This window comes from Shewanella sp. A22 (assembly GCF_053850585.1).
The window spans coordinates 1-26,115 of the sequence record NZ_JBSQBN010000022.1; the positions used below are offsets into that span (position 1 = coordinate 1).

Annotated in this window: 24 protein-coding genes; 13 read left to right on the forward strand and 11 right to left on the reverse strand. The window is 41.3% G+C overall.

Annotation, left to right across the window (positions count from 1 at the left end; all coding sequences use genetic code 11):
- Positions 1-168: 168 nt before the first annotated feature.
- From hisIE to hisG, 8 genes are all read right to left on the reverse strand, one after another.
- Positions 169-789, reverse strand: coding sequence for a bifunctional phosphoribosyl-AMP cyclohydrolase/phosphoribosyl-ATP diphosphatase HisIE (gene hisIE / locus ACWXWT_RS06060; protein WP_456040720.1), 621 nt, complete (start codon positions 787-789; stop codon positions 169-171).
- Positions 790-847: 58 nt separating this feature from the next.
- The gene (gene hisF / locus ACWXWT_RS06065) at positions 848-1,621 is read right to left on the reverse strand and encodes an imidazole glycerol phosphate synthase subunit HisF (RefSeq protein WP_456040721.1); all 774 of its coding nucleotides are present in this window, start codon (positions 1,619-1,621) and stop codon (positions 848-850) included.
- On the reverse strand, positions 1,603-2,340 hold the full coding sequence (gene hisA / locus ACWXWT_RS06070; RefSeq protein WP_456040722.1) for a 1-(5-phosphoribosyl)-5-[(5-phosphoribosylamino)methylideneamino]imidazole-4-carboxamide isomerase: 738 nt from the start codon (positions 2,338-2,340) through the stop codon (positions 1,603-1,605). The genes hisF and hisA overlap by 19 nt, the downstream gene beginning before the upstream one ends.
- A complete protein-coding gene (hisH, locus tag ACWXWT_RS06075; RefSeq protein ID WP_456040723.1) occupies positions 2,337-2,999 on the reverse strand; it encodes an imidazole glycerol phosphate synthase subunit HisH in 663 nt (220 codons plus the stop codon). The genes hisA and hisH overlap by 4 nt, the downstream gene beginning before the upstream one ends.
- Before the next feature lie 9 nt (positions 3,000-3,008).
- A complete protein-coding gene (hisB, locus tag ACWXWT_RS06080) occupies positions 3,009-4,076 on the reverse strand; it encodes a bifunctional histidinol-phosphatase/imidazoleglycerol-phosphate dehydratase HisB (protein ID WP_456040724.1) in 1,068 nt (355 codons plus the stop codon).
- Between the two features lie 96 nt (positions 4,077-4,172).
- Positions 4,173-5,246 (reverse strand): histidinol-phosphate transaminase, encoded by a 1,074-nt coding sequence (gene hisC / locus ACWXWT_RS06085; RefSeq protein WP_456040725.1) that lies wholly within the window; start codon positions 5,244-5,246, stop codon positions 4,173-4,175.
- A 78-nt stretch (positions 5,247-5,324) separates the two neighbouring features.
- Positions 5,325-6,614 carry a histidinol dehydrogenase gene (gene hisD / locus ACWXWT_RS06090; RefSeq protein ID WP_456040726.1) on the reverse strand — a complete coding sequence of 430 codons (1,290 nt, stop codon included), beginning with the start codon at positions 6,612-6,614 and terminating at the stop codon, positions 5,325-5,327.
- Between the two features lie 5 nt (positions 6,615-6,619).
- The gene (gene hisG / locus ACWXWT_RS06095) at positions 6,620-7,519 is read right to left on the reverse strand and encodes an ATP phosphoribosyltransferase (protein WP_456040727.1); all 900 of its coding nucleotides are present in this window, start codon (positions 7,517-7,519) and stop codon (positions 6,620-6,622) included.
- A 758-nt stretch (positions 7,520-8,277) separates the two neighbouring features.
- Between hisG and ACWXWT_RS06100 the strand changes: the two genes are divergently transcribed.
- A complete protein-coding gene (locus ACWXWT_RS06100) occupies positions 8,278-9,153 on the forward strand; it encodes a diguanylate cyclase domain-containing protein (protein WP_456040728.1) in 876 nt (291 codons plus the stop codon).
- Positions 9,154-9,220: 67 nt separating this feature from the next.
- Here the strand turns inward: ACWXWT_RS06100 and ACWXWT_RS06105 are convergent, their stop codons facing one another.
- Both ACWXWT_RS06105 and ACWXWT_RS06110 read right to left on the reverse strand, forming a co-directional pair.
- Positions 9,221-11,698: an alpha/beta hydrolase family protein gene (locus ACWXWT_RS06105; protein WP_456040729.1), complete on the reverse strand. Its 2,478-nt coding sequence runs from the start codon at positions 11,696-11,698 to the stop codon at positions 9,221-9,223.
- 735 nt (positions 11,699-12,433) lie between these two features.
- On the reverse strand, positions 12,434-13,783 hold the full coding sequence (locus tag ACWXWT_RS06110; RefSeq protein WP_456040730.1) for a hypothetical protein: 1,350 nt from the start codon (positions 13,781-13,783) through the stop codon (positions 12,434-12,436).
- Between the two features lie 182 nt (positions 13,784-13,965).
- On the opposite strand from ACWXWT_RS06110, the gene ACWXWT_RS06115 reads away from it, so the two are divergent.
- The gene (locus ACWXWT_RS06115; RefSeq protein ID WP_456040731.1) at positions 13,966-14,250 is read left to right on the forward strand and encodes a Fis family transcriptional regulator; all 285 of its coding nucleotides are present in this window, start codon (positions 13,966-13,968) and stop codon (positions 14,248-14,250) included.
- A gap of 90 nt (positions 14,251-14,340) precedes the next feature.
- On the opposite strand, the gene ACWXWT_RS06120 is transcribed toward ACWXWT_RS06115, so the two are convergent.
- Entirely contained in the window at positions 14,341-14,892 is a 552-nt protein-coding gene (locus tag ACWXWT_RS06120; RefSeq protein WP_456040732.1) for a DUF1569 domain-containing protein, read from the reverse strand.
- Between the two features lie 284 nt (positions 14,893-15,176).
- On the opposite strand from ACWXWT_RS06120, the gene ACWXWT_RS06125 reads away from it, so the two are divergent.
- The 11 genes from ACWXWT_RS06125 to fadD all read left to right on the forward strand — a co-directional run bounded on the left by ACWXWT_RS06125 (position 15,177) and on the right by fadD (position 26,070).
- A complete protein-coding gene (locus ACWXWT_RS06125) occupies positions 15,177-16,169 on the forward strand; it encodes a permease (protein WP_456040733.1) in 993 nt (330 codons plus the stop codon).
- A gap of 30 nt (positions 16,170-16,199) precedes the next feature.
- Positions 16,200-16,430: a thioredoxin family protein gene (locus tag ACWXWT_RS06130; RefSeq protein ID WP_456040734.1), complete on the forward strand. Its 231-nt coding sequence runs from the start codon at positions 16,200-16,202 to the stop codon at positions 16,428-16,430.
- A gap of 410 nt (positions 16,431-16,840) precedes the next feature.
- On the forward strand, positions 16,841-17,866 hold the full coding sequence (locus ACWXWT_RS06135) for a YHYH protein (protein WP_456040735.1): 1,026 nt from the start codon (positions 16,841-16,843) through the stop codon (positions 17,864-17,866).
- Between the two features lie 34 nt (positions 17,867-17,900).
- Entirely contained in the window at positions 17,901-18,428 is a 528-nt protein-coding gene (locus ACWXWT_RS06140) for a hypothetical protein (protein WP_456040736.1), read from the forward strand.
- A 234-nt stretch (positions 18,429-18,662) separates the two neighbouring features.
- Positions 18,663-20,588: an ATP-dependent DNA helicase gene (locus ACWXWT_RS06145; protein ID WP_456040737.1), complete on the forward strand. Its 1,926-nt coding sequence runs from the start codon at positions 18,663-18,665 to the stop codon at positions 20,586-20,588.
- 73 nt (positions 20,589-20,661) lie between these two features.
- Positions 20,662-21,363, forward strand: coding sequence for a tRNA (adenosine(37)-N6)-threonylcarbamoyltransferase complex dimerization subunit type 1 TsaB (tsaB, locus tag ACWXWT_RS06150; RefSeq protein ID WP_456040738.1), 702 nt, complete (start codon positions 20,662-20,664; stop codon positions 21,361-21,363).
- Positions 21,364-21,422: 59 nt separating this feature from the next.
- Complete coding sequence (locus tag ACWXWT_RS06155) at positions 21,423-21,752, forward strand: hypothetical protein (protein WP_456040739.1); 330 nt, start codon at positions 21,423-21,425, stop codon at positions 21,750-21,752.
- Complete coding sequence (locus ACWXWT_RS06160; protein WP_456040740.1) at positions 21,745-22,422, forward strand: M50 family metallopeptidase; 678 nt, start codon at positions 21,745-21,747, stop codon at positions 22,420-22,422. Before ACWXWT_RS06155 ends, ACWXWT_RS06160 begins: the two co-directional genes overlap by 8 nt.
- Positions 22,419-23,282, forward strand: a complete 864-nt coding sequence (locus ACWXWT_RS06165) for a class I SAM-dependent methyltransferase (protein ID WP_456040741.1) — start codon at positions 22,419-22,421, stop codon at positions 23,280-23,282. Before ACWXWT_RS06160 ends, ACWXWT_RS06165 begins: the two co-directional genes overlap by 4 nt.
- Positions 23,283-23,305: 23 nt before the next feature.
- Complete coding sequence (locus tag ACWXWT_RS06170; protein WP_456040742.1) at positions 23,306-24,193, forward strand: alpha/beta hydrolase; 888 nt, start codon at positions 23,306-23,308, stop codon at positions 24,191-24,193.
- Positions 24,194-24,396: 203 nt separating this feature from the next.
- Positions 24,397-26,070: a long-chain-fatty-acid--CoA ligase FadD gene (gene fadD, locus ACWXWT_RS06175; protein ID WP_456040743.1), complete on the forward strand. Its 1,674-nt coding sequence runs from the start codon at positions 24,397-24,399 to the stop codon at positions 26,068-26,070.
- Positions 26,071-26,115: the final 45 nt, after the last annotated feature.

Below are 26,115 nucleotides of genomic sequence, written 5' to 3' on the forward strand. Positions count from 1 at the left end.
AAATGCCAAACAATTTAAGTTAGAAGGCAAGCGAGAGAGGAGTTATCCACGCTGCTTAAAAGTCAGTAAAAACAAGTATCCGGTAGCAAAAAGAAAAAGTGCCGCTCACCTTAAGTGAACGGCATTACGCATTAGCGTCTTTTTTATTGTGCGATTAAAGCGTCAAAGCTATTTGGCTTTATTATGGCGATCTAACAAGTTTTTATTAATATCTGCCATCGATAAACCTTGATCTTCAAGTAGCACGATTAAGTGGTACATTAAATCAGAGGCTTCATTAATAAGCTCTTCTTTATCATGGGTTGCTGCAGCAAGGGCGGTTTCTAAGCCTTCTTCACCGACTTTTTGGGCCATACGTTTAGTACCACGCTCAAAGAGCGATGCGGTATAGCTTGAATCTGCACTTTGGCCTTTACGAGAAATAATCAACTTGGTCAGATTATCAATAAAAGGATGCGCGTTGCCATCTGACCAGCAGCTTTCAGTACCAGTATGGCAAGTTGGGCCGTTAGGGATAACTTGCACTAAAAAGCTGTCGTTATCACAGTCTTTGTCGATAGCAATGAGATCAAGTGTGTTACCAGAGGTTTCGCCTTTGGTCCATAAACGTTGTTTAGATCGACTAAAAAAGGTGACTTGTTTAGTGGCTAAGGTTTTTTCTAATGCGGCTTGATCCATGTAGCCTAGCATGAGGACCTTGCCCGTTAGGTGGTGCTGTACAACCGCTGGGATTAACCCTTGTTGCTTGTCCCAATCTACGCTTGTGCTATCAAATGTAATGCTTGTCATGTGTAATCTCTTATTGGGTGAGGCTATATTTTTTGGGTTTCGTCGTTAAAGCCTAAGCTTATAAACGAATCGCAATGTGATTGGCGTGCAAATATTGCTTTAGCTCACCAATATCTATAATGCCTTTATGAAATACGCTTGCAGCTAATGCTGCATCAACTTTGGCGAGTTCAAACACGTCTTTAAAGTGTTCCATAGTGCCCGCACCGCCTGAGGCTATTAACGGTACATCGCAAATGGCGCGTACTATGCTGAGTTGTTTGATGTCATATCCGCCGCGCACGCCGTCTTGGTTCATGACGTTTAATACTATCTCACCACAACCGCGTTTTTGCACTTCTTCGACCCAATCTTGGGTATACCATTGGGTGTCTTTAGTCGCCGTTTCATCACCGGTAAACTGTTTTACTTTATAGCTATCACTGGCGGCGTCGTAAAATGAGTCAATGCCAATAACAATACATTGGCGGCCAAACTCATCTTGTAGGCGTGATATTAAACTTGGGTCGCTTAATGCAGGCGAGTTAATTGATATTTTATCAGCGCCAAAGGCCAATTTTTCACGGGCTTGCTCAATGGTTTTAATGCCTCCGGCAACACAAAATGGAATATCAATTTGTTCTGCAACGCGGCTAACCCAAGACTTATCAATGACTCTATCGTGAGCACTGGCGGTAATGTCATAAAACACTAATTCATCAGCACCTTCTTCGGCATAACGGGCGGCGAGGGGAACGATATCTCCAACAATTTCGTGATTGCGAAACTGCACGCCTTTAACCACTTTACCTTCGCGTACATCAAGACACGGAACTATGCGTTTGGCCAGCATTGTATTGCCTCCTCAACGGTAAATTGATTAATCAATAAAGCTTTGCCAATGATAATGCCTGAGGCTTTACTGTCGCGTACCGCAGCGACGTTGTCGAGGGTTGCAATACCGCCAGAGGCTTGCCACAGAATGTTTGGATAACTTGCCGCTAACTCAGTGTAAAGTTCGGTGTTAGCGCCAGTTAAAGTGCCGTCACGGCTAATATCGGTCACTAAAGCATGCTTAAGGCCGACCGTTTCAAATTCGGCGACTAATGACTCTAGTGATTTACCGCCACCAGATTGCCAGCCTGATACTGCGACAATTTTTTCGCCTTCATCGTTAATGTTGACGTCCAGCGCTAAACAGATTGCATCACTGCCGTATTTTACAAACCAACTTTTAACCAGTTCAGGCTCTTTAACGGCAAGCGAGCCTATAACCACACGTTTAACACCAATATTGAGGAGCTCGGCAACTTGCTCTTCGCTACGAATACCACCACCGACTTGAATGTCAACATCCAGTCCAGCGGTAAGTTCAGCAATTAATTGGGTTTGACGTTTATTAGGATCTTTAGCACCGGTTAAGTCGACGATATGCAGCAGTTTTGCCCCTTGGGCTTGGTAAGATTGCAACTGGACAAGCGGGCTTAAGTCAAAGGTGGTTTGTTTGTCGTAGTCACCTTGGTACAAACGCACCACTTGGCCGTCAATTAAATCAATGGCAGGAATAATCACTGTGGTGTCCTCATGTTTAACCCCATCTGTAAAAAGTTCTGTAAAATTTGCGCACCCACTTTGGCACTTTTTTCTGGGTGGAATTGCACCCCAAAAAAATTGCCTTTACCAATGGCGGCACTGAATGATTCTCCATATGTGCTACTGGCTAAAGTATATTCGCTGATTGGCGCACGGTAACTGTGAACAAAATACACGTAGCTGCCATTTTCTATGCCGACAAATAATGGGTGATCGCTCACCTCAATTTGATTCCAGCCCATGTGGGGCAAAGGTAAGCCTTTGCTGTCTAAGTCGCCAATGTCAGTGGGCACTAGCCCTAAGCAGGTGATGTTTTGCTCGCTACGGCCGCCATGTTCATTAGACAAAGATGCCAGCATTTGCATGCCTAAACATACGCCCATAACGGGCTGCGTTAAGCTTTTAATTAGCTCAATGAGGTTCTTTTGTTTTAGGGCGTCCATAGCCGCACCAGCGGTGCCAACACCAGGCAGTACTACTCTTGCTGCGCTGCGAATAACATCAAAGTCAGCGCTGACAATCACATTGGCTTTTAGGCGCTCAAAAGCAAACCGTACTGAGCTTAAATTGGCACAACCGGTGTCAATAATCACAGTAAGATCATTGGCAGTGTTTGAAGCATTTGATATTTGTGTCACATGAACTCCTTACAGCACACCTTTGCTTGATGGCAATATGTCACCTTCAACTTTCACCGCTTGGCGAAGTGTACGGCCTAGCACTTTAAATAAGGCTTCTACTTTGTGGTGATCGTTATCGCCTTGTGAGCCAATGTGCAATGTGCAGCGCAGACCATCTGCAAATGAACGGAAGAAATGTGGCACCATTTCAGTGGCCATCTCTCCGACCATTTGACGGTCGAAATCAGCATTGAACTTAATGAATGGACGACCAGAAATGTCCATGAGACATTCACCGCTGGCTTCATCCATTGGTAAGCTAAAACCAAAACGGGCAATACCACGTTTATCACCTAAAGCTTGGCGAATGGCATCACCGATAGCCAATGCCGTGTCTTCTACGCTGTGGTGGTCGTCGATTTCTAGATCGCCGTCGACATTCACATCCATTCTAAAGTTACCGTGGGTTTGAATTTGATCAAGCATGTGGTCAAAGAAACCAATTCCGGTTTCAATTTCACCTTTGGTTTGACTATCAAGATCGATGGTGACTTTGATATTGGTTTCTTTAGTGGTGCGAACAACAGTCGCAATACGGCCTTTGCTGAGTAAAGCATTGGCAATATTGTCCCAGTTTAAGCTGTCACGTTGGTATTTAAAGCTTTTAATGCCCATGGCATTGGCGAGTTCAACGTCAGTGTCGCGATCGCCAATGACAGCCGAAGTCGTAAAGTCGACTTTGCCTTGGGTTAAATAGTCTTTTACTAGACCTAGCTTCGGTTTACGGCAGCTGCAGTTTTCATCATTAAAGTGAGGACATATCAACACATCATCAAATTTAACCCCTTGGCTTTCGAATATTTGCATCATCATGTTGTGTGGTGCATCAAAGTCTTCTTTTGGAAAAGAAGGCGTGCCCAAACCATCCTGATTACTGACCATTACGAGGCGAAAGCCTGCTTTTTGTAATTTAAGTAACGCTGGAATAACTTGTGGTTCAAAAACCAATTTAGCCAAACTGTCTAACTGCTTATCGATTGCAGGTTCTTCAACTAAGGTGCCATCGCGGTCGATGAATAATATGCTCTGTTTCATGTTTACTGCCTTAAATAGGGTGTAATTTTATTAGTATTAATTTAAGCGTTTATCAATCTGTTGTTCACTCTGTCTGTTGAAGCGATTTATTGCACGCTATGCTACTGACTCAGAGAGACTTTTTTCAAACAAAGCGATAATCAAATTTGTTTGTTGTTCATTGGTAAAGCTAAAGCGAATTGCGTCAGCAAGACGCGGATCTTTATAGGCGCGAGCGACAACACCTGAATCACTTAAGCGTTTAGCGGCAGCACCGACATCGTCAAATTTAGCTAGCACGTAGTTGCCATTTGCTGGTAACACTTTGGCACCATAAGCCTGTAGTGCATCACTTAAACGTTTGCCTTGTGCAACTAACGTCGCGACTTGAGTTTGCATGGTGTCAATACCATCTTGGCTTAAGGCTTTAGTCGCAAGCTCTGATACTGGTAACGGCACTGGGTACGGCGCGATTACTCGCATCACTAAATCTATAATCTCATCATTAGCGAGCATAAAACCACAACGAGCACCGGCCAACGCAAACGCTTTAGATAAGGTGCGTAACACAACGAGGTTAGGGTACTTACCCAATAAATCTGCCACGCTGTAGTCAGGGCAAAATTCAATATAGGCTTCATCTACCACTACAATTGAATTTGGTGCCGCTTGTATCGCTTGTTCAATTTTATCTTTAGCAATAACGGTTCCGGTTGGATTATTTGGGTTACAAATAAACACAATTTTGGCATTGTCTATTTGAGTTGACCAGGCATCCGGTAATTGATACTCATCGGTTAAACTTAGCGCCGTAACCGCGACATTAAAAGTTGCTGCGCTAATTGAATACATACCATAGGTCGGGCCAAAACAAGCAATACTGTCGACTCCAGGGATACAAAATGTACGAATGAGTAATTCAATCGCTTCGTCTGCACCGCGGCTGGCAATAATGTTACTCGTCTTTACGCCGGAATAACGGCTGTAAGCATTGATGAGTTCAGGAGGCTGGCATTCTGGGTAACGATTAACTTTATCAAGATCGCTATTATTAAATGGCGATTCGTTAGCATTGACCCAAATATCACCTCTACCACCGATACGTCTGGCACTTTCATAGGGTGTTAACGTCAGTAATTCGGGTCTTGCTAACGTGTTTGGATTAAAAGGCGCTGCTAGGGTCTGACTCATGGCTATGCTCTCTACTTTTATTCTATATAAGGTGTTAACTCATCACTTCAGTTTCAGCTTAAAGCTCAACAATATTCCCTATTGCAAACTGGCTAAACGAATGGCAATGGCATTTTTATGCGCATCTAACAGTTCGTTTTCAGCTAATACCATGACACTTTGACCTAAGGTTTGCAGTCCTTGTTTGCTGAGTTCTTGCACCGTAAACCGACGACTGAAATCGGCCAATGACAAGCTTGATACCGAACGGCTATAACCATACGTTGGTAAAACGTGGTTGGTCCCACTCGCGTAATCGCCAACAGACTCTGGTGTATAAGCGCCTAAAAACACCGAACCTGCGCCGCGCACTTGCTTAAGTACTTCACGAGGCGCCGCTGTTTGAATAATTAAATGTTCTGGGCCATATAAGTTAGATACTTTAGCGGCTTGCTCCATATTACTGACAATAATGCTACGGCTGCATTCTAGCGCTGATGCGGCAATATCTTTACGGCTCAATTGTGCTAATTGCTCCGTTAAGGCTTGGTTTACTTGCTCTGCTAGTGCTAATGAGTCAGTGACTAACATCACTTGTGAGTCAACGCCGTGTTCAGCTTGTGACAGTAGATCGGATGCCACAAAAGCAGGGTTGGCCTCTTTGTCGGCAATAACGAGTACTTCCGACGGACCGGCTGGCATGTCTATAGATACGCTAACACGGCTGTCTTGTGAGACTAAACGCTTTGCTTCTGTCACGTAGCGATTACCTGGGCCAAATATTTTGTCTACGTTGGGTACTGATTCGGTACCAAAAGCCAGTGCCGCGATGGCTTGTGCTCCACCAACTTGGAAAATATCGGTAATACCACAAACATTAGCGGCATAAATAATCGCATCATTAATCGGTGGTGGACTGACTAATACCCGTTTGCCGCAGCCAGCTATTCTTGCCGGTAAAGCCAACATCATTACTGTAGAAATTAATGGTGCGGTGCCACCGGGAATATATAATCCGACACGTTCGATAGGCTCGCTTCTGAGTTCACAACGAATTCCCGCTTGAGTTTCGATATCTACACCCTGAAACACCTGCGCTTTATGAAAGGTTTCAATGTTAGCTACTGCTTGTGCTACCGCTTGCTTCACGTCGCTACTGACTCGTGAACATGCAGCACTAATTTGCTCTGCAGTTAATGCCAATTCAGTGAGATCAACGCCATCAAATTGCTGGTTAAATTTCAGTAAGGCTGTATCGCCTTGACTGTTAACTTGCTCAATAATGTCGCGAACACCTTGCAAGGCACTGGCATCCCCAATGAGTGGAGAACGCGCTAACGTTTGTCGTTGTTTTACGGTTGATAAAGAAGCCCAATCGAGGATTTGCATTTGTGTTACCCCATCATTTTTTCAATAGGCATGACCAGAATTGAGCTTGCACCTAATACGGTCAACTCTTCCATTGTGTCCCAGAACAAATCTTCTGTACTCACAACATGAATAGCCACACGATTAGTGTCGTCATTAAGTGGTAATACTGTTGGGTTTTCAGCACCAGGAAGTAGGGCAACGATTTGGTCTAAGGTTTCAAGTGGTGCGTGCAATAAGATGTATTTACTTTCACGAGCACGGATAACACCATTCATTCGAGATAAGATTTTGTTGATGAGCGCTTGTTTTTCAGTTGATTGAGTTTGATTTGATTGAATGATGCACGCCATTGAGCGGTAAATCACTTCTGTTTCATATAGGCCATTCGCTTCAAGAGTGGCGCCTGTAGACACTAAATCACAAATACCGTCTGATAAACCTGCGCGAGGTGCGACTTCTACTGAACCTTTAAGCATACAATCGCTGTAGTTAATGCCTTTTTCTTGCATAAAGCGGCGTAGCAAGTTCGGGTAAGAAGTGGCGATACGAAGTCCTTCAAGAGATGTTGCATCTTTATACGCAAACTCATTGGGTACCGCTAATGATAAACGGCAAGAACCAAAATCTAACTCACGTAATTTAGTACATTCAGCTGGTTTGCCAGCTAGCTGACGCTCAATTTGCTCTTCTTCAAGTACGTTTTCACCAATAATACCTAGGTCAACAACACCGTCCATAACTAAGCCTGGAATATCATCATCACGCACGCGTAATAAGTCGATTGGCATGTTGTCTGCGTGTGCAATCAAGCGTTGCTCATTAACGTTAAATTTAACGCCACAGCTTTTCAGTAACTGTTGAGACTCTTTTGATAAACGGCCTGATTTCTGGATGGCAATACGTAAACGCTTTGATTCACTCATGTGATACTTCCTTATGGTTTAAATATAAAATGTGTAAATTTAAAAGTTGAAATAAAATATAATTTAGAAAACAAAAAACCCCTGAAATTCCTTCCAGGGGTTTATGTGAAATATTGTTCACCACCAGAAGGATAACGTCCTTCGGCAGTAAGCATCCGAAGGCTACCGCATATGGTGATGATGATGGATTGTAGTCACTTGGATGTTCATGATTATTCTCTTTACTATAATATTGTTAATCAATTTAAATGAGGTTTTATGCACTCATTAAATTTGAATTAATTTGCTTGCAGTTAACTTAACCGCATTTAAACTCGTTTGCAAGGGCTGATAAAGCATTAATGTGATTTTATTACGAATTTTTTTGCATAAGATGTGAATTGTTGTTTGTTGTAGTTAATAGCCCTAGAACAATAAAATGGGTTAACAGTTGAGCTGTTATTGGTCTTGCGGATTGGCCTAGGGTTGTTGAGGTCTAAAACCTTTTAACAGAATGACGCCCTTTATTTATCATCCAGCATTCATTAAGGTAAAGATATTAATTAATCGGTTGATTTTTATGCAACTAAAGCCGTGGGGAAGTCATTTTTTTAATGGATAAACTATGCTTTGGTATGATTAAGCGTATTACCACAGCTTTTACGCATCGAATGGTTCAACCATATCGTTATTAAGGCATTGAGTTTATTTAACGCCACATATGAGCTGACGTGTATTATGTTTTATTAATTTAGCTGACGTCTCGAGGTGTGAATAGTATGAAAACCTTTGATTTAGTGGCACTTAGAGCGGTTATCGATTTAATGTTAGATGCAGTTTGTGTTGTTGATAAAAAAGGATATTTTGTTTTTGTTAGTGCTGCATTTGAAGATATTTTTGGATATTCTCCTGATGAGGTGATTGGCCGATCCATGATAGATTTTGTTTACCCCGAAGATAGTGTAAAAACACTGAAAGTAGTTGAAAGCTTGCTGGACGGAAAACTTCAACCGCGTTTTGAAAATCGCTGGGTCCGTAAAGACGGAAATGTCATCGATATTCTTTGGTCGGCACGATGGTCTGAAGACCATCAATTTAGAATTGCAATCGCTCACGATATTACCGAAAGAAAATTGATGGAGAAGCAACTTCATTATATTGCAGGACATGATCCATTAACTGAACTCCCCAATAGAGCTTTATTATTTGGTCGTTTACAAACATCGATTGGATTAGCGCGCCGCGAAAACACGCATCTTTCATTGTTATTTATTGATATTGATGGGTTTAAAAATGTAAATGATAGTTACGGACATCTTGTTGGTGACAAACTACTTAAGAATATTGCCCAACGTTTGCGTGATTGTATTCGCAAATCCGATACCGTTGGACGTTTTGGTGGTGATGAGTTTGTCGTGGTGTTAAATGGCATTGATTTATATACCAATATACTTGTGATTGCTGAAAATATTCGCGCTGAACTTGAGAAGCCTTATCTCTTCGATAATATGACTCTCCATCTTTCGCCGAGTATTGGCATTGCGCGTTATCCAGATGACGGCGATGATGAACAAGAATTACTTAAACATGCAGATCAAGCAATGTATCGAGCAAAAAATGCTGGCGGCAATCGCGTTGATATTGGAAAAAAGTGAAGTGATTTATAAAAGGGGCTGAAAAATAATCGAGTATAATTCAACCCTAGGCTTATCTTATAAATAACTACTGCTGTTTGGTTTCAGGATAAAGGTTATTCCACCATTCAGGCTGATTTTTTAACTTTAAGTCAAACCAAGCCATGGTAGTATTCCACCAATCAAAGCGAGCTTGACGGCTGTTGATGTGATGGTTTTGACCATTAAACTCAACCAATTCTACCTCTTTGCCTAACAGCTTGAGTGCGGTGTACATGTAATGGCTTTCACCGACAGGCACGTTAGTATCGGCATTACCGTGGATCAACAATAATGGCGTAGTGATTTTATCTGCATGATATAACGGACTTTGTTCTACATACAGCTGAGGGTTATTCCACGGAAAACTGCCACGACTCGCCACACCAGAATAACCATAACCCCACCAGCCATGGCCCCAGTAAGATGATAAATTACTGATCCCAGCATGAGACATTGACGCAGCAAAAATATCAGTTTTGGTAGCTAAATACAGGGTCATAAAGCCGCCGTATGATGCGCCCATGTTGCCCACTCGTTTAGGGTCGACAAAACTATGCGCGTTTAAGAAGGCTTTAGTCCCTTCAATAATGTCATCGGCACTGTATTTCCCCCATGCATTCACGTGGCGACCACTAAACGCTTGGCCATAACCGGTAGCGCCATTGGGTTGCAGTACATACACTACGTACCCCTGGGCAGCCCATAAATTAAATGGCCAACGACCAGTAAAGTGACGCCCAACAGGAGAAGTACCGCCATAGTAATACACTAATGCCGGATACTTTTTATTGGCATCAAAGTCTGCTGGTAAATACACCCGACCATCGATATTTTGGCCAAGCTTATTGGTAAAATCGAAATCTTGGATCTCACCCAAACGGGTATTGGCATAACTGAGTTTTTGGCTGTCGAACAACAACTCTTTACGGCTAGCATTCAATGCCATTTTATATGCTTTTTGTGGCACTGTGGCCGACGTACCCGCAAACACTATGGTTGGGGTAGATTGTTCTGTGGCGACACTAAAGTGAGTTACCATATCAACACTTGTGTCGATTTTACTAAATCGACTTTTACTTTTATCAAATACATACAGCGGTGAGCGGTCGCCTTCAGATACGGTCAGTATCACATCATTATTTTTAAGCTTAGTCATATTGCCGATAGCAGGGTCAAAGTCTTTGCTTAATGCACTCACATTACCTTTGTCATCTCGCCAATATAATTGACCATCATAATCATTCACTTCAATGGATTTGTCCTGAATACCGACACCATCCATAAAGCGAGGACCTGCGGTGATGTACATACCATCATCAGCGTATAACGCACCGCTAAAGCTACGATATTCACCAATCATGGTTTCGGTTAAGTCTTTTAGATCCAATTCAATTAACTGAGTTAATCCATGGGCAGGCTCAGCATAATCAACCGGCGAGCGAGTCAATAACAGCGTATTTTTATCGACATTGCTGTCGACAAAATCGGTGCTAATCTTGTCATCAGTTAACTGACGAATAAAGCCTGAAGCCACATCTAGTTGGTAAAGTTGGCTATTGTCGCGCCAATAACTCCAGCGGTCTTCTAATGCCCTAAAACGCTTTGAGGTCGCTTTTTCATCGGCTTCAAATGGTTTTTGCCAATTAAATAACAGGCTGTCGTCGTACCAATGTAAGCCTGATACATTCTCAATATCGGCTGCGACGACTTCAATAACTAAGTCAGCCACATTGAGTAACTGAATTTGTTTATTGGCCACAAACGCCAATTGTTGACTATCACTCGACCATACAGCGCTGTTTGGGCGGTTATCTTGCCAACGATATACCACACTGTTGTCCGACACCTTGTGTAACTCGGTCACTTGAATGGGGGTATCACCTTGGCTTGGTTGGTATTCGATAGTCGATTGCAATAAGTACTTACCATTAGGTGATAGGGTTAAGTCGTTAATTACTTTGGCATCAAATAGCTGCTCAGCAGAGACTCGTTGCGTTTTTTTCTCAGAAAAAGCGAGACTATCGATATCGCTTTTACCCTGCCAATCAACGCTAAAAGGGACATTTTTTTGTTGACCGTCGGCCAAGATGACAATTTGGTAGTCCCCACTAGTTAGCTTTAAGCTGACTTCATTTGCAGATTTTACTCGTTGATCATTGAGATACACCTGCGGATCTTCAAGTCCGTTAATGGTTAATGTGCCTTGGGTAAAACGATCAGTCGATATAGGTAGTTGATAGACTAACCAGCCTTCACCTTTTATATTTGATGATGCTGCTTTCCAGGTCATTTGTTGATTAAATATTTGAACAGTTTTATTTTTTTTGTAACTTGATTGCTCAATTATACGCCTGACTATATTAGTACGCAGTGTATCTGCATGAGCACTTTTCGACAATGGCGCTGCGGTTAGCTGGTTTACTGGGCCTAAACGTTGAATGTGGTTGAGATCAATTTCCGCCCCGTGTGTCATGGCAGAAATCGCCATAGTTAAACTGGTTAACACCAGTGAAAAACCTTTCATGAAAAGTCCTTGTTGTCGTTATTGTATTGATATTTTATGCTATTTCACCTAAAGACTGTTTAATTATTCAAATATACAGGCCTTAGACGAAAAGAAAACGATTTATTTAACTAACGTATTTAGAAGGCGCGCAAACCGTTTTGATGCTTTTTGAACACGAGCGCCCAGAGTGTATAAAGAAGCTAAAGTGCTTAGTACACTACAATCCAGAATGTGGTGCACTAAGCACCTATTATTGTCAGTTGAATATATTCATTCATTTTTTCGAGTGACTATTTTTAGTAAATTTGAGCATGTTGACGATGTCAATTTATACCAATCCTATTAAATATGTGGTCTTTCAGCGGGCGTTCAAAGTGCTGTAGGCAAGGCAGATGATTGAAGCGAATAGTGATCCTCGGTAACAAGCTCCTGCGTTACTCTACCTCCAGCATCTGACCGCCATGGATGGTGGGAATGTCTTATTTTTTTGGAAAAAAATAGACCATGCCGTCGTATTTTGAAAGCATCTAACGAAGCATAAAGGACTTTGAACCCCACCAGAATGGAGTCTCTCAGGTATTCCACTTCTGTGTTACATCGATTTAAAAGGGAACAACCATTTCTACATCAATGTGCCTTGAATTGAAAAACCTGAGAGACTCTGAACTGATCAGATATTTAATGAGATTGGTATTATTCAATGCCATCAATATCTGTTGCCAGTATTTTAATATGAATACCGCTGCAAATGTACTAAGGGTAAATAATATTTGATGATGTTAACTGTAATTGAATTTGATTAATTATCTTGGCTTTTTGATTGGTAGTTAATTGGGTTGAGTTATCAATCGCCGTTAATGCGGCTTGTTTATTAAAACCACTCCATACATTCACAGTACGAATAATCGATTCTTCACGAATTGTGGCGTCGTTTATACGTTCGGCAATCGTAAATGCCTGTTGGGGAGCAGTTTGATTGAGCAGATTGGCTCGTTGGCGAAATGCGATGTCTTTGTTGTCATCAGACAATGAATCGATTATTTGCAAGAAATTGGACTCTGTATGCTCTGTCAGGGCATAACTGGCATTGATCATAATATCTCGTTGCACATTGGCTTCGTAATTGTCTATTCTCGCTATCATCATCTTTGGTTCAACACTGGCTATTTCTGCAAGTGCACTGTTGAAATAATCTTGATTTAAATCGTAAGCTTGTTTCTGGTCGTTTAAAAATACTAAGGCAGCTTCGGGATCAGTTTCTGCCATTTTACGAGAAATAATGAACACGCCACTGGCGCGCTGTTCGACCGAAATACCGTCTAACCAATCAACCGCATCTTGAATGTTCTTTTCAACTAAATGATAAACCATTGAGGTGATCAAATAATTAGAAGATTCATTTAACGGCAACGATGAAATTAAATTTGCAGCTTCATTTGGTGATTGTTCAATGAAGTAATACATAGTATTCAAATACATCTTTAATGTTGATGGGGTTTCAGGTTGTTGTTTTAACCATTCAAATGTGCTTATTGCATCTGTACTGGCCCAAGAGTCGACAATAGAGATCATGATAGATGATTTCATTGGATCTATTGCCAGTAGTTCGATGTCATTTAATGCCTGTTGTGGGTTGACTGAAGCTAAACCACGCAAGTAACTGTCGAGTAACGATTCGTAATGTTCTGATACTTTTTGTTGCTCAAGCCATGACATTACGCTGGAAAACTGCTTTTTTCCGGCTATCTCTAAAATAAAACCATATAAGTCTTCATGTTGGGTTTCTTGGGCAATCAATAGTGCTTCTAATGGGTCTTGTTCTGCCAATTGCATAAGCTGAAAAATGGACATATAGGGTGTGTCATCATTGTTTAATGATGCTTTTATTGTTTCACGATCATGTTGTGTGGGAGGTAAACTGTTGATTGTGCTAAGCATCAATTGTCCTGAGGATGTAGGTTCTGATTGTATAGGACTGATTGACGGTGTTTGATGAGATAAAACCTGGAATGGTGTTGTATTGTCGGTGTTATTAGCTCCAAGCAGGGGATAACTTATATAGCCAATACACCAACTGAGTACCACAACAATTATCCATTTCATTATTGCTTTTCCTTAAGCCCAATACTTGTGTTAGAAATCTGTATGTTTACGGTATTATGATGTTGTTAATATAGCAATAAAATGTTCGAGAATCACATGATAGACTATCAGTGGGTTCATCAATATTGCTCATGAATAGGTTTGTTGATTGGCTATCACATTGTTTAATATGGTGAATTATTATGCGGAAAACTGACAAGAAAATCGATAATCAACTTAGGCTGGGGCTCACGGCTGTATGCGATTATGCAATGGCAACTTACCCTGGGTTTGTATGGATTACGCATTTAGTTAATTATGGGGCCTTTCCAAGTAGTTTACGCATCATTTGTGTGTTCGATACCGATGCACAACTCAGGACATTTAACCAAAGCGGCCATAAAGCCGGATTATTAAGCGTAATTAAAGACACTCTTGCCAAGGAGCATATTGAGGATAAAAAATATCGAACAACATGTAAGCTTTGATACCGAAACCGCGTGTAAACAGCAACATAATGGTAATTGGGCATCGCGACTCGGTAGTTAATGCCTGTGGTTAGCAAACGATGTTCCTCGTTAACTTATGTGCTTGAAGGTGTCTAAGTGATTATAAAAATGTAACACATGGGCCAATTCATAATCTGCTTTGTTGAGTTCACCATAGGCAAAATGTGGTGATAATGAGCCGTTAAATTTCTTAAAATCATTCAAGGATTTGATCAGTCTTGTCAGTGCTTGATTGACATCTGTATTGGGATGAATACTGGGAGCAGCAGGAATCGGTTCTGCTAAGTTATGTGACATTGCCCCTTTTGTCACAAAAGCTGAAAATGCCAATGCTCCGACAGTGTGCTTAAATAGTGTTGATTTATGTTCAGGAAATCCCGTCATTGAAAATTCAACACTTTGAGCGCAATGAGTCAACACTGTCGCGCAGTTCCATTCTCCTGTGCTTAATGTTGCAAGTTGCTCTGTCGGTAACATTTTTAATTGATCTAACTTAGCTAATAATGCTGCTAGTGTCAGGAGTTTGGGATCATTGCCTTGGCTTAACCACAAAGCACTTGCTCCTGCGACACCAACGGCGGCACCGAGTACTCCCACTTTTAAAAACTGTCTACGTTGCATTACGTGATCTCAGCAGTTGATATTAACTTACAATTTTATATGCACATCATAAACAAATTAATACATATGTGCAGCTTTGGTGTTGATGTGATGGCAGTTACACAGATGATGCTATAAGCCATTTGTCATGTTCATCGGCACAATTGTTCAAATTACCTCAATGATTACACGGGCATTATTGTTGATGTCAGCTAACGTCATGTTTAGAAAGCGAGACCTAGATCTTATATTAGAGTAGATAAAACCGCTATTTTAATAAGACCATGTTTATCGAGTATTGAGTTATGTTTCAGGTTTTCTCTGATTTTGCCTCTTGGCTTATTTTTGGTGCAATGGGCTTGTCGCCAGAAACAAAACTGGGTGATGCATTGCATTTTTTTGTTGAAGATGTGACTAAAATTTTTGCTTTACTTTTAGTGATGATTTATCTCATTGCCCTAATAAGGGCCTCGTTAAATGTTGAACGAGTGAGGGATTATTTAGCAGGAAAACACCGTGGGTTAGGTTACTTAATGGGATCTGGTTTTGGCGTGGTGACACCATTTTGCTCTTGTTCGAGTATCCCGGTGTTTTTAGGTTTCACATCAGCAGGGATCCCTTTGGGGATCACCATGAGTTTTTTGATTACTTCACCTTTAATCAACGAAGTAGCGATCTTATTACTTATGAGCTTATTGGGACTGAAATTTACGTTACTGTATGTTGCTGTTGGGATGAGTGTTGGCATGTTAGGTGGCCTGTTTCTAGACAGCATTAAGGCCGAGCGCTGGTTACAATCATTTGCCGCCGAAGCCTTAAAGCGTGGTCAACAAAAGGGGCTTGTCAATACCGATGAAAATGTGCAAAAAATGTCATTTCCACAAAGACACCAATTTGCCAAAACTGAGATGCTAGATATTTTTGGCCGAGTGTGGAAATGGGTCATTATTGGTGTGGGTTTGGGCGCAGCATTACATGGTTTTGTGCCTGACGGTTGGATTGAAACGCATTTAGGTGACGGGCAATGGTGGTCTGTTCCTGCAGCGGTGTTGCTGGGTATTCCACTTTACTCCAATGCAACAGGGGTTATTCCGGTTATGGAAAGTCTGATTATTAATGGTCTACCAATAGGCACAACATTGGCATTTTGTATGAGTACGGTTGCAGCCAGTTTTCCTGAGTTTATTTTGTTAAAACAAGTTATGCAATGGCGCTTGCTGGCGATATTATTTTGCGTGTTATTAGTCGCATTTACTCTCGTCGGTTGGATCTTTAATGCGTTAGCACCGGTATTATGATTTTTTCATCAACATCTATAAGGATAAATAATGAAGACGGTTAAAATTTTGGGTTCTGGTTGTAAAAAATGTCTTGAAACCGCAGAGCTTGCCCAAGCTGTTGCCGATGAAAAGGGTGTTGCAATAAAAATCGAAAAAGTCACAGATATGGCTAAAATTATGGCTTATGACGTTATGAGTACACCTGCTGTGGTGGTTGATGAGACAGTGGTTCACAAAGGCAGTAAACCCACTAAAGAACAGATGTCTGCGTGGATATAGTTGGCCGCTAAAGTCGTTAAGTCATTAATTTAGTGACATAGTGACATAGTGATTAAAGGGCTAAGGGTAATTAACTGTAAACAAGCCGTTATTGCCCTTGGCATTTTACTGCACAATGATTAAATTACAGAACCTTGTAGTGAAAACCTTATTGATAGACGACCCACAAGTTAATGTTAACCTTTCTACTCAAGTTTACGCGGTTCACATTTTTGGTTACCTTCTCATACCGCTGATGTTTTGCCATAAACATCAGACAGCGAATTATTCCATTAACATCTTATTTACCATATCCACCACTTTTGTGGTTTTTATGCGATTTTTCTGCACATTGTCTCTATATCATCGATAGGTAATTAAGCATTTCCTTCGTTAAACCATTTTACGATCCACTAAAAGGAATCGATGACATGACACTATTCGTAAAACATCGTCAGTTTACTCAATCTCTATTATGTACTTTGGTATTAGCAGGTTTATTAACGGCCTGTGACAGCAGTGATGATGCCACAGCGTCAACCGATGACAGTACCAGTCTGACAGTGGTAGACACTACGACAGATAATGATGTGAGCACCGACAGCAGCACCGATGGTGTGACATGTGATTATTCATACAATGAATTTAACGATTCGGAGTCAGTTGGCTATAACAGCGAATCGCAATGGACGTGTGCTGATGATATGCGTGAGTTAGTCGCCAATGGAATTCCAGACCACGAAGTGGGTACCTTTCCTAATGATGGCAATCCCAACATGATCACTGAGCAAGTGATCACAGCGAGTATAACCTTGTTGCCAGTTCAAACCGATGTGGCTACCCAATTAGGTGGACCGTCAGGGCCGCAGGGGTATGTATTAAACGGGGTGAAAATAGATGCCAGTACTGCCGGTACTTGTGACGATCCAGGTTTAATTTGTGATGCGGCTATGAATGTCGGTAATTGGAACATTGAGGCGCTGGGTCAATCTAGTTTTGATTTTGGTACTGACGACAATAACGCTCATGTTCAGCCAAGTGGCGCATATCATTACCATGGTATGCCAGAAGGTTTTATTGCGCTCCACGGCGGCAGTAGTAACACCATGACCTTAATTGCATGGGCATCTGATGGTTTCCCAATTTACGCCCGTTATGGATATAGCACAGCAGATGATGCAACTTCCGGACTTAAAGTTGTCACAGGCAGTTACCAGTTGGCCACAGAGGTAAGTGATAGCAGACCTTCAACCGATTTATATGCTTTAGGTACGTTTAAACAAGACTGGGAATATATAGAAGGCTCTGGCGATTTGGATGAATGTAATGGCCGAGTGGGGGTCACTCCAGAATTTCCTAATGGCATTTATCATTACTACGCAACAGATAGTTATCCGTTTTTTCAGCGATGTGTTAAAGGTGAAGTTGAAGCTGCTGGCCAATTGCCACCACCGTAATAATCAATCTTATTACGCTTAAAGAGGACATCAAATGTACGTTTTGAAAAACCACATAATGGTGATTGTTTTTATGATGAGTTTACTGCTGGCTACAGAGGCGCAATCGCACATGATGGTGGCTCAACACGGCACCATCAATATGGTTAACAATGGCGCTTTTATGGTGTTGTCATTACCTATTAGCGCATTTGATAATATCGATGATGACAATAGTGGCTATTTATCAACGGTTGAGTTTAATGCACATCGTGTTGAAATAATCTCTCAAATATTGGCCAATCTAAAATTTAAGGATAATAATGGTTTGCGTCCCTTAGAAGGATTAATGTTTTCATTGGGCGATGATCATCATGATTCTGGTTCGACAACGCAATTAATTCTCATGGGGCGCTTTTCGATTGATGCAAAAGCGACTGATTGGACATTGTCATTTAATTTATTTGGGCAGGCAGCGGCCGAAAAAGTCATGAGTATGAGTGTTAAGCGCAATGCTACTAATCAACGAGTGGCGCTTGAATTCACCCCAGAACACTCAATTCAAAAGGTGTTTGCTCAGTAACTGATAAAATATCTGATTGATTATACTTTATCCGCGTCAAAAAGTGCTGTGTCACGCTGGTGGTCAGCATTTTCTGTTTTCAACTCAACTCAATTTAATTAACCGGATAATCGTTATGGATATCACAGCAACCTTGACAACTTTTGATGATAAACAGTTGGATCATGATGCTGTTATCAGCATAATAGCTCAAACCATATTACATCTGCATTACGGCAATAATTTGAGGATGCTTTGAGCGCTACACTTACCCAATCAGTAATCCATGAATTTAGCGATCGCGGTGCGTTAGCGAAACATGTACATCATTATCACAACAGGCAAAGTCAAACCGATATGGCCGTTGCGGTGAGTGATGCTATTGCTAAAAAGCATAATCTGATTTTAGAAGCGGGTACGGGGGTTGGTAAAACCTATGCTTATTTGATTCCAGCGATACTCAGCGGTAAACAAGTGGTTATCAGCACTGGTAGTAAGAACCTCCAAGAACAGTTGTTTTTAAAAGACTTACCTGCTTTGTTAACCATGCTGGATTTGCGTGTGCCAATAGCGTTATTAAAAGGGCGTAATAACTATTTATGCCAGTTACGCCTAGAAAAACAAATGCAAAATGCCAGTCAGTTTGCTGAATATTATATTGATGACTTACTCAAAATTAACCAGTGGGCACATTTAAGCAAAGACGGCGATATCGGTAATCTAACCTCTGTAGCAGAACATTCTGAGGTTATTCCTAACGTCGTGAGCACTAAAGAGACATGCACTGGAAAAAAGTGCGCTCACTATGATGTGTGTTTTACTCGTAAAGCAAGAGTTCGGGCAATGGATGCAAAAGTCGTGGTGGTCAATCATCATTTATTTTTTGCCGACAGATTATTAAAGGACACTGGATTTGCGGAGTTGTTGCCAGACCCTGATGTGGTAATTTTTGATGAGGCACATTTAGTGCCCGATATTTGCATCAACTATTTTGGCAGCCATATTTCCAGTCGCGAAGTTGATCAGTTGCTTAACGGTATCATTAAAATACATAAAGAAGTGATACGCGACAGTATACAAATAGAACAATTGTCGCAACGTGGATTGGTGGCTTTAAGTGATTGGCACAATGCCATGTATGACAATCAAGTGTCGGATTGGCGTAAAGTGCTTGCTAATAAGTACTTAGCTACTGTGTCGTGGGCATTACAGCAAACATTGGCAGATCTTGCTAATATTATGCGTCATCATCTTGGCCGAGATGATCAACTTGATTTAGCGTTTGAACAATTGCATGAGCTGACGGAGAAGCTGCAGGACTATTTTGAATGCAAAGACATGCAAGCGGCTTACAGTGTTGAGTTAGGTCCGCGTTTTATCATGTTAAGGCTGAGTCCAATCAATGTGGCTAAACAATGCCAACAGTTATTTGACCCCGATACACGGTGGATCTTTACTTCGGCAACATTACAGGTTAACCGAACGCTAGCTCACTTTGCTACCGAGCTTGGCTTACTAACAGCACAACAAATTATTTTAGATAGCCCATTTGATTACCCTAATCAAGCGGTATTTTGTGTGCCGCGCCATTTAGGTAAAGTAGGGCAGTCGCAGCATACGGTGAAACAATTAGTTGATGTGTGTGTTCAAGCCATTAATGCCGCTCAGGGACGTACTTTTATTTTATTTACCAGCCACCAAATGCTTGAGCAAGTTGCATTAGCTTTACAAGGTAAAGTGGCTTATCCGTTATTGGTACAAGGCCAAGCAAGTAAACAAAGTTTATTAAATAAATTTAGACAGTTAGGTAATGCGGTATTGCTTGGTACCAGTAGTTTTTGGGAAGGGGTTGATGTTCGCGGTAAATTATTGAGCTGTGTGATTATTGATAAATTGCCGTTTGTGTCACCAGATGATGCGTTATACAAAGCTCGGGCGGCTAATGCCGAACGTCAGGGGCATGATCCCTTTAGTTATATTTCATTGCCGCAAGCTGTTATCAGTTTAAAGCAAGGCGTAGGCCGACTCATTCGTGATGAGAAAGATCGCGGTGTGTTAATTTTGTGCGATAACCGCATCGTCAATCGTGCTTATGGACAAGCATTTGTTAATTCATTGCCACCAATGCAACGCACACGAGACTTAGACCGAGCACTACAATTTTTAAAACAAATCCCTTAAGCTTTTTTATAAGGTCAGTATCAGTTATCATATTGCGCTTATTTGATGCTTTTTTACTGGGTAACCCATCATAATGCCAAAGCCGTTAACCATCCTCGCGCTTGATACTTGTACTGAAACTTGTTCTGCAGCATTAACCATTAATAATAATGTATTTTCGCTTATTGCAGATGCACCACGTGAACACAGTCAACGTTTATTACCTATGGTTGACGAAGTGTTAGCACAAGCCCAAGTAACATTGGCTGATGTTGATTTAATTGCTTATGGCCGTGGCCCGGGCAGTTTTACGGGTATTCGTATTTGTACTAGTATGACCCAAGGTTTAGCTTTAGGTTTAGATTTGCCTGTTATTGGTATTTCAACCTTAGCGGCGATGGCTCAAATAGCAATAGCAGAACAAGGTGCAACCCAAGTCTTGTGCTGTATCGATGCTCGAATGAACGAAGTGTATTGGGGGCAATATGTTGCGAAAGATGGCATAGCCACTCTAGTGGGAGAAGAGCACGTTAGCGTTCCACAAGACATTGAATTAATACTTGATACACAAAATAACATCAGTGTTTGCGGTACCGGATTTGAAACCTATCCACAATTATTGACTATTGCGCCACAGATTACTCAATGTAACCTTGCAAGGTATCCAGACGCCAAAGCCATGTTGATTCTGGCACAACAAGGCTACCAACAAGGGTTAAATACCACTGTAGATGAACTCGCACCTGTTTACCTACGCGATACCGTCACGTGGAAAAAACTTCCAGGTCGAGAATAGCCATTCAGGCCTATTTGACATAAAGTATAAGATACATATTTAGGTAAATGGTGTCGTTAATGACGATAAATGCAGCATTATCAATGGCAAATAACCAATCTGGCCCAGTCAGTTTGAGCCAGGCTGTAGCCGGAAATCGACCGATTTCACCGGCCCAAGACCCCATAGTTGTTAATCCTACCGCTTCACATATTGAACAACAAAGCCTTGAGAACAGTAAAGTAGCCATCGTTGATGATGTTATCTTATCGGCCAAGCAACAAGCCCGTGTTGAATATGACCGTGATACTCATGGCCACCGTGGTGCGATAGCCCAATATTTAACAACTCAACACTCTGCAAAAAGAGACGAAATTCAACAAATGGTTGGTATTGATTTATATGCCTAACGTGCGGTTGTCTGCAACACCCAGTCGTGGCCGTTTTATGATTGAATTACTCTTGGCTTTTTTATTGACTCGCTTGGCTTACATTTCTATTCCTTTTAAATGGTTTGAAAGCTATTTTCATGAGTTATCTCATGGTATTGCCACAATATTGACTGGCGGTTCTGTGAGTCATATTCAATTATTCCCCAATGGTGCTGGCCTTTGTTTTAGTCAAGGAGGCAGTAGCATATTGATTGCGTATGCTGGTTATTTCGGCGCTGCAATATGGGGATATGCCATATTTCTCATGGCCACTCAAAAACAGACTATTAGGTTTACCTTGTCATTATTAGGCATAACGGTAGCTGCCTCACTTCTCTTTTGGGCGAGGGATGTGTTAACTATTATTATTCTTAGTGTATTGATAATACTTTTTTTATTACCACTTAAATTAAAAAATAGTAGCCTGTTAAACACCTTACTGCGTATATTAGGCTTAATGATAATATTAAATGCCATGGCGAGTCCTATGGTGTTATTGGGATTAAACGGTCAGGGTGATGCGGTAATGTTAGCCCAACTGACGTGGATACCCGCTTGGTTATGGGTCATGACATGGCTGGTATTTAGCGGATTCATGTTGTTGCTCTGTTGGCGTAAAGTTGATCAAAAAAAGGGAATATCACAATGAAACGTAACATGATGTTAGGAGCCTTAATTGGCTTATCAAGTTTGGGTATGTCAACCGTAATCAATGCTGCTGATAGTGCGCAAGAAAACACGGTTACCGTACCGCAGATTAATGCTTCACTTGCTAAGGCTGTTGCCAGTAAATTTCGCTCTGAGGATAATAAACTGCGTGACCAATACCGCCACCCAGCAGAAACCTTAGCTTTTTTTGATATAAAACCTGATCAAACCGTTATCGAACTATGGCCCGGTGGAGGTTGGTATGCGGAAATTTTAGCGCCATATTTAGCCGAAAAGGGTCAATATGTGGCTGCCAATTTTGAAACCAAACCAAAAGAAGATAACCCTCGAACGACTTATTATAAATCTGCTGGTCTTAAATTTGAGAAGTGGGTGAGTGATAACAAAGCCAGCGTAGGTAATGTTCAATTTGTAACCCTCGATCCTCCAGCAACGTTCTCACTAGGCAAAGATAACAGTGCAGACCATGTTTTAACGTTCCGAAACTTGCATAATTGGGCTATGAAAGGTGAGTTAGAAGGTGTGTTTAAAGCTGCTCATGATGTGTTGAAAGTTGGCGGCTCATTGGGGGTTGTTGAACATCGCGCTAAGATAGGTATGCCAGCAGAAAGTGGCTATATGGATGAAAACCAAATGGTTGAGTTAGCCAATAAGTATGGTTTTGAATTATTGGCAAGCTCAGAGGTGAACGCTAATCCTAAAGATACCAAAGATTATGAAAAAGGTGTTTGGACTCTACCACCACGTTTAGCTCTGGGTGATCAAGATAAACAAAAATATCTGGATATTGGTGAAAGTGATCGTATGACACTTAAATTTATCAAAACCGCAGCTAAATAGATTTTTTGTAAAGTGAGCCAATCATGCTGAACGTTAATGTAGAACAAATTCAATTGCCATTGGCTCATATTGCACTTGCTGCTAAACGCTACGGACAAGCGGATAAACCAATCATTTTAGCGTTGCATGGTTGGCTTGATAATGCGGACAGTTTCCTTCCTTTAGCGCATGCCTTTTCTGAGCAAGCCTTGTTCGAAAAATATCAACTTCTTTGTATTGATTGGCCTGGACATGGTTTATCTGAGCATCGTCCTGGCCGTTATCCGTTAAATTTGGTTGATTACATTTATGATTTACAAGCCGTTATTGCAGAGATTACTGATGTTGACAGCCCTATTATTGTTATTGGGCATTCTTTAGGGGGGATTATCGCTTCAGCTTACAATGCTTGTTTAGGCGAAAATATTGCTAAATTGGTGTTAATAGAGGCCTTGGCACCATTGTCTGAACCTGCTGAAAATGCAAAGTCACGCTTGCGTAAAGGCTTACAGCAACAACAACGTTTTAATCGTCAATTAGCCCGTCCAATACCCACATATTCATCTATGGATGTAGCTATTCAAGCTCGTCATCAACTTACTGGATTAGCTTTGCCTTGGTGTCAATTGATCACCGAACGTAATATGCAACTCGTTGATGAAAAATATGCATGGCGCAGTGATCCAAGATTGAAACTGGACTCATTGAATCGTTTTACATTTGAACAAGTTGATGCATTAATGTCCACAAGTGATACGCGTACTTTATTTATCGCAGCAGAAGATGGGTATAAGCAGCTCACTCTGTCAGAACAACACGCAAATGCCTGGTTCAATGATATTAAAATGGTAACATTGACCGGTGATCATCATCTACACATGGGTAATGCAAAGCAGGTGGCAGAAACGATTGGAGCTTTTATTCTAAATTAGTGCTTAAGTCAGCTTAAATAGCTGTTATTTTTGATTCATTTATGTGATTATGGTCAAAATTAAAACGCTTGTATGACTTTGCTCACTACAAATACATAAAAAAAGCCTGCAATAACAATATTAATGATATGCAGTCGCTGAAAAAATTTTACCACTGACGGGGAATGCACGTCTTAGCACAGTGGAAGTATTAGGAGACATCTGTGGACCAGCCTTGGATTAATCACTTGCCAGAACATGTTCCGGCCGAAATCGACCCATCTCAATATAGTTCTTTAGTACACATGTTTGAAAATGCAGTAGCAAACTATGCTGATCAGCCTGCTTTTATTAACATGGGCGCGACAATGACGTATCGCAAACTTGAGGAGCGTAGCCGAGCGTTCGCTGCTTATTTGCAAAATGACCTTCATCTAAACAAAGGTGACCGTGTCGCCATTATGATGCCTAACTTGCTGCAATATCCAATAGCTTTGTTTGGTATTCTTCGAGCCGGAATGGTTGTGGTAAATGTTAATCCTCTCTATACGCCACGAGAATTAAAACATCAATTAGTCGATTCTGGTGCGAGAGCCATCATAGTTGTATCTAATTTTGCCAACACCTTAGAAGAAATCGTTGATCAAACACCTGTAGAATCTGTCATTATTACTAGTCTTGGTGATCAGCTTAGTGCTCCTAAGCGTACTTTAGTCAATTTTGTGGTGAAGTATATTAAAAGAATGGTACCTAAATACCATTTGCCGCATGCCTTATCATTTCGTGATGCGTTAACAAAAGGGCGACGTTTACAATATATTAAAGCCGATATTAGCGGTGATGATTTAGCCTTCTTGCAATATACCGGTGGAACAACGGGCGTGTCTAAAGGAGCAATGCTAAGCCATAAAAATGTGGTCAGTAATGTTCTGCAAGCAAATGGAGCCTATTCTCCAGCATTAAAAGATGGTGTCGAGTTTGTGGTTACTGCATTGCCGCTTTACCATATTTTTGCATTAACGGTTAACTGCTTATTGTTTTTACATAAAGGCAGCAAAAATTTATTGATCACTAACCCTCGTGACATTCCTGCATTTGTTGGTGAACTGAAAAAGTATCCATTCACAGCGCTAACGGGGGTGAATACGTTATTTAATGCCTTGGTTAATAATGACGAATTTAGCCAACTGGATTTTTCGGGGTTAAAGCTGTCTATTGGTGGCGGCATGGCGGTACAACGTGCCGTTGCTGAAAAGTGGCAAAGCATTACTAAAACACGTTTGTTGGAAGGGTACGGTTTAACTGAAGCATCACCATTAGTGACTTGTTGTCCATACGATTTAGCGGGCTATAACGGTTCGATAGGGTTTCCTGCTCCGTCAACACAGATCCAAGTTCGCGACGATGACTCGAATGTACTCGCTCAAGGTGAAACCGGTGAATTGTATGCCAAAGGCCCGCAAATTATGCAAGGTTATTGGCAACGCCCAGAAGAAACGGCTACAGTCATCGATAAAGATGGCTGGTTAGCGACCGGTGATATTGGTTACATGGATGAAAAGGGCTTGTTTTACATTGTTGACCGTAAAAAAGACATGATTTTGGTCTCTGGCTTTAATGTGTTCCCTAATGAAGTCGAAGAGGTTGTTGCACTACACCCTAACGTTATCGAAGTTGCCGCAGTTGGTGTGCCGAATGATGCCAGCGGCGAGTTAGTGAAGATTTTTGTGGTTGCAAAAGACAAGTCATTAACTGAAGAAGAGTTAATTAAGCATTGCCGACATCATTTAACGGGATATAAAGTGCCTAAGCTGATAGAATTTAGGGACGAATTACCAAAAACGAATGTGGGTAAAATTTTACGCCGACAACTTCGAGACGAAGTTAAGAAAGCATAAAATACAAGCCGGCAATTAAGCCGGCTTTTTTTATTGTGGTTATAT